The organism is Methylobacterium sp. WL116 (assembly GCF_008039455.1).
In the GTDB taxonomy this organism is placed as follows: Bacteria; Pseudomonadota; Alphaproteobacteria; order Rhizobiales; family Beijerinckiaceae; genus Methylobacterium.
In genome coordinates, this window is sequence record NZ_VRUV01000980.1 from 1 (window position 1) to 821 (window position 821).

General features: G+C 71.7%; 1 protein-coding gene. It reads left to right on the forward strand.

The window, feature by feature from the left end; genetic code table 11:
* The first annotated feature begins 106 nt into the window (after positions 1-106).
* A complete protein-coding gene (locus tag FV223_RS28900; protein WP_147730031.1) occupies positions 107-817 on the forward strand; it encodes a carbonic anhydrase in 711 nt (236 codons plus the stop codon).
* Positions 818-821: the final 4 nt, after the last annotated feature.

Sequence of the window (821 nt, forward strand, 5' to 3'; positions counted from 1 at the left end):
CTCGCGTCCGCGCCGCGCCGCTCGACGGCAGGCGCCCCGCCGTGCCGGCATCGCAGCGATCGCCGCGAGTCGGCGCCCACATCGTTTCAGCGCAAGAGGATCCTTCGTGGACAACATCATCCAAGGCATCTCCGAGTTTCAGGACAAGGTCTTCCCGGGGCAGCAGGCGATGTACCAGCGGCTGGTCAGGGACGGGCAGCAGCCCAAGGCCCTGATCATCGCCTGCGCCGATTCCCGCGTCTCGCCCGAGCACATCACCCAGGCCGGCCCGGGCGAGCTGTTCGTCTGCCGCAACGCCGGCAACATCGTGCCGCCGTTCTCGACCGCCACCGGCGGCGTCTCCTCGGCGATCGAGTACGCCGTCGTGGCGCTCGGCGTCCGCGACGTGGTGGTCTGCGGCCATTCCGATTGCGGCGCGATGAAGGGGCTGATGAGCCCCGAGGCCCTGGCGAGGATGCCCAACGTCGCCGCCTGGCTCCGGCACAGCCACGCGGCCGAGCGGATCGTCTGCGAGGCCTATCCCGCCGACATGGACCCGAAGGAGCGCCACCGGGCGCTCGCCCTGGAGAACGTGATCGTCCAGCTCGCGAACCTGCGCACCCACCCGAGCGTGGCCGCGGGCCTCGCCAAGGGCCAGCTGCGGCTGCACGGCTGGTTCTTCGAGATCGAGACCGGCATTCTGCTGGCCTATGACGGCGAGGCCGGCCGCTTCCTGCCGCTCGACGCCCTCGATTCCGCCGGCGACTTCCCCGTCGCCCAGGGCTCGGCCGTGCGCATGGCGGCGCCGGAATACGCGCCGCCGCAGGCGGCCGCGTAGGGGC